General features: G+C 36.7%; 5 protein-coding genes and 1 tRNA gene. 1 reads left to right on the top strand and 5 read right to left on the bottom strand.

Annotation, left to right across the window (positions count from 1 at the left end):
* A partial coding sequence (locus FN831_RS27075; RefSeq protein WP_142531341.1) for a DUF4142 domain-containing protein occupies positions 1 to 749 on the top strand: 749 nt, incomplete at its 5' end.
* Positions 750 to 2,397: 1,648 nt separating this feature from the next.
* Here FN831_RS27075 and FN831_RS27070 read toward each other — a convergent pair.
* The 5 genes from FN831_RS27070 to FN831_RS27050 all read right to left on the bottom strand — a co-directional run bounded on the left by FN831_RS27070 (position 2,398) and on the right by FN831_RS27050 (position 7,782).
* On the bottom strand, positions 2,398 to 2,859 hold the full coding sequence (locus FN831_RS27070) for a Cthe_2314 family HEPN domain-containing protein (protein ID WP_142531340.1): 462 nt from the start codon (positions 2,857 to 2,859) through the stop codon (positions 2,398 to 2,400).
* A gap of 415 nt (positions 2,860 to 3,274) precedes the next feature.
* Positions 3,275 to 4,459 (bottom strand): serine hydrolase domain-containing protein, encoded by a 1,185-nt coding sequence (locus FN831_RS27065; protein ID WP_142531339.1) that lies wholly within the window; start codon positions 4,457 to 4,459, stop codon positions 3,275 to 3,277.
* Between the two features lie 689 nt (positions 4,460 to 5,148).
* On the bottom strand, positions 5,149 to 6,363 hold the full coding sequence (locus tag FN831_RS27060) for a site-specific integrase (RefSeq protein WP_142531338.1): 1,215 nt from the start codon (positions 6,361 to 6,363) through the stop codon (positions 5,149 to 5,151).
* A gap of 246 nt (positions 6,364 to 6,609) precedes the next feature.
* Positions 6,610 to 6,696, bottom strand: a tRNA-Ser gene (locus tag FN831_RS27055).
* 96 nt (positions 6,697 to 6,792) lie between these two features.
* On the bottom strand, positions 6,793 to 7,782 hold the full coding sequence (locus FN831_RS27050) for a YihY/virulence factor BrkB family protein (RefSeq protein ID WP_142531337.1): 990 nt from the start codon (positions 7,780 to 7,782) through the stop codon (positions 6,793 to 6,795).
* Positions 7,783 to 7,892: the final 110 nt, after the last annotated feature.

Here is a 7,892-nt window from a genome sequence, read left to right as displayed (position 1 = left end):
GGTCAGTTTGCACCGAAACAGAGGGGTCAATTTGGAGCGGAATAGAACGTCAGTTTAATTGCGGAATGATAGGGTCAGTTTTGCCGAAACTCCCAGCCGGATCTTTGACAAAAATTACTAGCATGAGAAAAAATAAAATTCTAATAACTGCCATTTTGGTAATTACTATATCAGTTTCCTGTCAGAATAAAAACAGAAATAATCGGGATGCGGCGGCTACTGTTATTACCAGTATTGGAACCGACACTACCAAGAGGGCTCAGATATACACATCAGACGTAGACCTCCAGGGTAATGAAAAACTTTTTATACTTGAGGCCATCAATGGTGCCATGTTTGATGTAGAAATCGCTACGATGGTGGCGAGAAAAACAAGAGATCCTCTGGTAAAGTCTTTTGCAGAAAAGATGATCGCGGTAAGCACTAAAGCGAATAATGATTTGGTATCGATTGCCAAAGGAAAAGGAATATCTCCGCCAACGGTACAGTCTGAAGAAAACATGGCACAACTGATGGTTTTTAAAACAGTATCCGATAGATTCCTAGATAAAGCCTATGTGAAACTGGTAATTACCTCATTAGCTCACTCCGATATGCTGTTTGGTAATGCAGTTACCTTTAAGAACAATGCTATTAAAACATTCGCGATCAATTCTCTCTCAGGAATACAGCAACATCACAAAGAGGCTATAGCTCTCGGAAAGAAGCTAAATGTTAGTAATAAAAACAATGGCAATGACCCTATATAGTATCTCAACCTGATGTTACGTAAAAATTAGAATTAGGAATGATTTGGTTGTACGTCATTCGTCTCGTTTTACTTGAATAGGTAATGTTGATATATGCGATGGTACCAAATACCTGCCGTAAAATAACCCTGTGTATCTTATCTTATTCCATAATATGTATTAAAGAGATTGTATATATTAGGTCGTAATTTATTTGGGTAACGTCATTTGACCCGAAGGATGCATCCAAATAATACCAATATAAAATTTAAATTCCCACGATTGAATGAACGGACCAAGTCTCAATGAAAGTCATGTTGTTCTTTCAGTTTTTTCTCGATACAGCTATATCCTTGCATATCTTATGTTTTAATGTGTTGACGGATATATGCGTCGGTTTAATGTCAACTTCAAGCAAAGAGTGGTGGGGGAAACATAATGTGTGAGTAAAAGGTCGCGAATTCGACGCTAGGGCAAGGTATAGAGCTTTTGAAGCAGACTTTACACATTATAAATTAGAATTCTTATCTGAAGGCTATCTAAAGCATAGGAATTTCGATCGTTGGGAAATGGGCTCTAGGCGTCTTGATAACACCAGATCATCTGATCAAGCTGAGTCCACTGATTAAGAATAATGTTTAAGGACTCAGAACGGGACATCTATCCCAATACATAACTTTATCTATCATTATTCTAGAGGATGAGCAAAAGCCAACTCTAATATTTATTCTTATTAAAACTTATAGGCTTCTTTGTGTGTTTGCAACAACAAATAAAAAAAGGAGAATAGAAGGTGATAGAAAATCAAATTATCCGAACGCTCAGAGAAAAACTGTCAGATGAAGGTTTGACGCTAGATTTGTTTTATGATGAGTTAGTAAAATTAAATATTAATTACCAATTGCATAGTGATTATGAAATGTACTCATTAACCCTAAAATTTCTTCGGGCAATTAGATTGTATCACAAGATTCAACCCTTCCTTGGTCAAAATAGTTCTTCAATCATTTCGGATAACTCTGATATCCTGTCATGAACAGACATAAATAATAGTACAAAATAGTTATTACGATTATATGTCGATAAAACTGAATTTGATTAAGTCCCTAATGAATTCTCATCATAAATCTTCAGAGGCATCAAAACAAAATTTTAGCGGGTTCTCTTAGCCATGGTACTGGTAATAATGCTAGAATGTTTGAAACCAATATGTCTGAACTCCTGAAATTAGTAGGCAATCCTTTTATCGCAGAATTCTGGACCTGGAACTATCAGTCCTCTTCAGAGAAAGCGAGAACTATATTGGGTTGAGAACCACAGCATTTGGACATGTTAAAAGCGATCCAGCGTCAGTAAGTAAAGGTCACTGAAAGTGACTATTAGACCACTTGGATTAACAGCTCAAGGAAACACCCGCTACTTTGTTTAGCCTCATCAATTTTCCTCCGTTTTATGATAATAGTTATTAACTGCTTCATAAAGAGAAGCTAACGGGATAAACACGGCGGAAGTTCTCGTAATTATGATAAACCCATTTCATTAATCGAAATCAATCGATGTTTTGATGATGAGTTCTTGATAATGAAGACTGGCAATCTTCAGGATAAAAATTAATGGAAGATTTTATAATCAATAAATAGCCCTCAAAACAGGAGGGAATACCGAAATGTTATGGCATTAGCCCTTTCAGTTCATCTAACATCTTAGCCAATAAGTCAATAGTAGCATCCATATTAGCCTTTATCGTGGGTGATTTTACATAGCTATCTTTTGCTGAATAATAGGTAATTGTACTAGTTGTCCATTCAACAGAACACCTATTGTCTGAGTAGTTTATAGGAGTGCGGTGTGTGAAGCTGTCACGATATTCCTTTGCAAGGCTTGTTTTGTTTAGAAAATTCTCAATTACTTCAATGACAGTTGCATTTGGCACTTTTTTAGCAATTTTTTCATTAAAATACATTTTTTTAGTAGGGATGTTAAGGCCATAATAGATGTTCATGATTTGTGCTACAGTATCTTTAACAGTCGAAAAATGGTAGTAAAATATTTCAGCGTTATAGTCAAAATTTAATCGGTTAACATAGTGATTGTGCTCAAAAAGTGCTAAAGCTTCAGGAAACCCACGCATGTAGCTTACTACAGAATTTTGTTAGGTAAGAGCTAATGCACCATTCCTATTTAACAGTACACCGTCCCAATAATGCAAATTGTTATCTCGATAAGTATCTGTGATAGTGCGGTCAGAAAACATTGATTCCATTGGGTCGTCGGAAGGAAAATCGAAATTATGAAGGTCTGAAGTGTATTTATAGACCTCTTGTAACTCTTCTCTAGTTGGATATCGAAAATCGGAAGCTTTTATAGTAATATTTGACACTTTAAATTGGTTTAATAATGGTTTTAATTTGCTGGAGTGATTGTATGTCACAATATAAAACTTTTAATTCCAGATGACAATAATCAAAACGCTTCAAAAAACGGTAGAATACTGAGGCACTGGCTCCAATATTACCAATTAATGAGGGATTAATGAGAATAAGTAATCATTCCACAAGAGCAATTTTAATCTTGTCGCTTAAAATGGATATGTTGTCTTGACTAAGGTTACCATTAACAAGTATCATGATCCCTGTTTTGTCCTCTGGATATGCAACACAAAGTGTGCTAAATCCAATACCTGTTTTGCCACTGTGGTAGACAAAGCGTTTTCCATCATTATTGCCAATCATCCAACTTAAGCCTACACCCGTGCTGTCTGTTTGGTGATAAGTTTCCTTGTGTGATAATCTTATAGCAGGGTCGGTTTCTTCAACATTTGCTATTAAATATTTAAGCATATCTGCCATGGTTGAATTCATACTTGGCCCCCCAGGGTAAAAAAGGTTAGTATTGATCTCATTGGTTTTATCATTTGTGAGATCATACCATTGTACAGGACGTGATGCATCTTTATAGCCCTGAATAAAACGGTTTAGCTGATTCACAGGAATTTTTGTTCTTGTATCGTAAAGACCTAAGTGATTTTTAAGGTAATTTGTCACCAACAGCTCATACTGTTGATGATATATGCGTTCAAGTAAGAGAATAAGGATTGTCATGGCGTTGCCGTTATATTCGTACTTGGTACCGGGCAAGGTCTCAAGCTTGAATTTATGCATATCCTTCATTAAAGTGTCTTGATTATACTTCGAAAAGAAATCAAGCTGTTTAGGAAGACTTATATTCTTTATGCTATCCATAATTTTTGCCGGAAAATTTCTGGATGACTTCGGTAGACCAGACGTATGATTGGCTATGTCAATCAACCTTACGCTGCGACCTTCGTATTGTAAATTAGGATACTTTCCTGGGAGATATTTACGGATGTCGTCTTGTAAAGTTGCTCTTTTATCTATTACAGCTTGTGCAAGCATAATTCCAATAAATGTCTTAGCTACAGAACCTAAATTAAATAATTGATTTGCTTTAATCAGTTGGCCTGTCCCTTTTGTTGATTCGCCATAGTTATACATTAACCTACGTCCATCTTTATAAATAGCGATTGAAAGACCAACCGTACCAGGATTAGCCATATAGTCTGTTGCAGCTGCTTGTACAACCCTATCTAATTTGTCTCTGAGTGGATTATCTGTAAGCAATTTTTCTGGTTGTGACCAGCACGGAATAGAGATTAAACAAAGCATTATCGCTCTAAATATCAAAAAGCATCCTTTTTTCATAGTAAACATTCACACTATGATGTATAACATAGTACCTTGTTACATAAAAAGTGTTTTTTCTTGTTCAGGCACTTTAAGTCTTATCATTAAACGGTGGTTTTATGAGATGGAGATTAAATCGGAGTAGTTAATAAAAACAAAAAAATGGGATATCCTATAAGTTTTGAGGCCCCAGAAGGGACTGTTGAGTATTATGATAAGGTAGGAGAGATGAATCAGCGGGCAACTGCATATTTAGAAAGCTTTAAATGGTGTAGGAGTGTTAGAAGCAGTTAACTCTACTTAAATCTCGGAAGAACTATTGTATTTTTCTATTTGAAATTGACAACTATGCAAGTAGTGAGGATAATGTTTTATGGATGATGGTTGATGATCTTCCTTCAATGTATTTAGATGTCTACGGGTCGAAAAATACGATAGAAGTATTGCAAAGATATAGTGATTTGGCGAAGGAGTGGATAGAAAATGTAGAATCAGAAGTATGTGTTGATGATTGCTATCCTTTTAATGCTCAGCCCACTATCGAGATGTCGAATATGTAAAAAAAGAGAGTCTTCCCAATTGAGAATTCTATTATTCCAAACGTTGATAAAATAGAACTACCACCATCGTTAATAGCTCTATAGGGAATGTATTTAAATAAGGGCTATCAGTTCTTGCCTGACGGTTCTTACCATCAATAATCCAATTTGATCTTCTTACTGTTGCAGTTTCGTCCTAAGAATAGCCATGTCTGTACTGATTTTCTGTTCAAGAGTTTTTGCATAGAGCTGAGTAGTTCTTATATTTGTGTGGCCCAGCATCTTTGACACAGTATCGATAGGCACGCCGTTAGATAAAGTAATTGTAGTAGCGAATGTATGTCTAGCGATATGGAAGGTTAAGTCCTTTTGAATACCACAAAGATCGGCGATTTCTTTGATGTACGCGTTGATCTTCTGATTAGAGATCAGGGGAAATATCTGCTGCGCACATTTAGGATGGCCCTTATATTTTGCGACCAGTTTTAAAGCTTTATCCAATAGAGGAACCTTTGTAGCTGTTAAAGTTTTTTGTCTGAAGGTATGGAGCCAAATTTCGCCATCAATACCTTTCAAAATATTTGCTGGTTTTAGTGAAGAAACGTCCGCGTAAGCGAGTCCAGTGTAGCAGCAGAATAGAAATGTATCCTTTACAGCTTCTAAACGATCAATACTGAAGGTCTTGTTTTCTAGCAAGCATAATTCATCTAACGTTAATGCCAAGCGATTTACAGGCTTTATTTTCGGTTTATAATTTAGAAAAGGATTGGTTACGATATATCCATTAGCCAAACAGATTAAAATAATCTTTTTGAAATTTTTGATATATTTTACTGTTGTGTTGTTACTGCACCCACGTACACTTCGCAGGTAGAAATCATATTCGGAAATAAATACATGATTTACCTGGTTAATAGCAATATCTGTTGTTTTGTATTTTTTCTTGATAAAATGGGCAGTATGCTTTAAAGAGGTTTCATAACGTTGAAGGGTTCCGGCAGCGAAATCTTGGCCAACTAAGCCTTTCACTTTTTCATTATGCTCTCTGAATACATCCAAAAGCATAATACGTTTAATTTGTTTCCCAAGTAGGATGTCTTTGATGTCCTTTGCTGAGATGATTCTATGTGGTTCCATCTCGCTGATATATCTATAATTATCTTTGGCCTTTAACTCCAATTGACTGAGAACCATATTATCCCGAACAGAATCAAGATGTGATTCCTTAATTCGCTCCGTTTTCTTATTCCAGTGGGAGGGGATACACGAAATTCCAGTTGATAATTCCGCGGGTACTAGATTCAGAGTGATCCGATAATAAATTGGCATTTCACCTGAGACATAGTTCTTTGGCTTTTTTAAATAAAATAGGGTTTTTAAATTGCTGTCCATAACGACTGATTTAAGTAATACAAATTTAACTTAACCGTCAGGCTTGCACAAGATGTTCAAATTATAAACTGGTTGATACACAATTTGTTACATCGTTCCAGTGAGTTCGCTCATTTTTTAGACCTACTCACTGGATTACTCACTGGAGATATGGTTTTATATGAAACATATGAACACGCTTAAAAACAAAAAAGCCCGTTAATTGAACATTAACAGGCTATTTAAACATTTTGATATTGCTATCTGCGGAGAGTGGGGGATTCGAACCCGCGGACCCTTTGACAAGTCAACAGTTTTCAAGACTGCCGCAATCGACCACTCTGCCAACTCTCCGCGACAAAAGTACAAATACCGCTTGATTCTGCAAATAATGATGTTGATTTTTTAACAGAAAATTGATAACTCGTTAATGCAGAGATAGAAAAACTTTTATTTATTCAGTTTATTGCCCTCTAAAGGCGGATTTTTGAACAAATTGAAGGGCTGTTTGATGATTTTGATGCTCCGTTTTGACAGGTCAACACTTGCATTCAGCTCAAAACCCAGCAAAAGTATCAGAGAATTGAGGTACAACCAGATCATGACTACGATCAAAGTACCGATAGATCCGTATACTTTATTGTATGATCCAAAGTGGTTAATATAAAAAGAGAAGCCCCAGATCGTTAAAAATGCCAGGATCGTCGCCAGCCATGAACCTGCGCTAAAAAACTTCCACTTCTTTGTGTTTGCCGGGCCATAGCGATACAGCACAGAGATCGTTACAAAATACAAGATCCCCAGTAAAGCCCATCTTGATAGTTCGATTAGGAAGATCACGAACTTAGCATTTACATGTAGACCCCGGTTGATGTAATTCAATGCGATTTCTCCAACAGTCATGGCTGCGATAGTCACAATAAGAGAAAAGACAATCACACAGGTCAGGATTAACGCAATAAACCGCTGTTTAAGCCAGCTTCGGGTTTCCCGGGTAAGGGACGACTTGTTAAACGCTTTCATGAGGTTATGTAAGCCGTTAGTAGCAAAAAAAACAGAGAGGATAATACCGAAGGAGAGTAACTTTCCGTTCTGGATCTTCACGATCTCACTGAGGGTAGTTTCAAAAGCTTTATATGCCTGCTTAGGCAGAATTAACTGCAGCAAGACCATCAGCTGGTCCTGGAAACCGATACGCTTGGGAATGTACGGAATTAACGTAAAAAGGAAGATGATTCCAGGAAAGATCGCCAGCATGAAATTGTATGCCAGTGAGGATGCTTTATTGACAAGCGATTCCTTTCCGATCTCCTTGAAAAAGAAAACGGCAATCGTATAGAGCGGGAGCGGGCTAAACCCTGGAAGAACACAATCTTTTGTCCATTCTATAAACGCGGAATAAGACTTTAATCGTAAAAGTTGCCAGTGTAACCAGATCATTCACCAAATTTAAGTAAAATATTGTGCTATCTTTTTTATAACTGCCACCGCCGGAAAAAAGTTTTCGTCAGTATTCACAGAGAACCAGTAGGGCAAGCCTGATAATTCTC

Origin of the sequence: Pedobacter westerhofensis, from assembly GCF_900182595.1 — a bacterium.
Classification (GTDB): domain Bacteria; phylum Bacteroidota; class Bacteroidia; order Sphingobacteriales; family Sphingobacteriaceae; genus Pedobacter; species Pedobacter westerhofensis.
Note: the sequence above shows the minus strand (reverse complement) of the source record. Positions and strands in the feature narration are given on the sequence as shown.

Excerpts from the sequence above, each read along its gene's own strand:
- FN831_RS27070 (WP_142531340.1), bottom strand. The coding sequence starts at position 2,859 with ATGCGTGGGTTTCCTGAAGCTTTAGCACTTTTTGAGCACAATCACTAT.
- FN831_RS27065 (WP_142531339.1), bottom strand. The coding sequence starts at position 4,459 with ATGTTTACTATGAAAAAAGGATGCTTTTTGATATTTAGAGCGATAATG.
- FN831_RS27060 (WP_142531338.1), bottom strand. The coding sequence starts at position 6,363 with ATGGACAGCAATTTAAAAACCCTATTTTATTTAAAAAAGCCAAAGAAC.
- FN831_RS27050 (WP_142531337.1), bottom strand. The coding sequence starts at position 7,782 with ATGATCTGGTTACACTGGCAACTTTTACGATTAAAGTCTTATTCCGCG.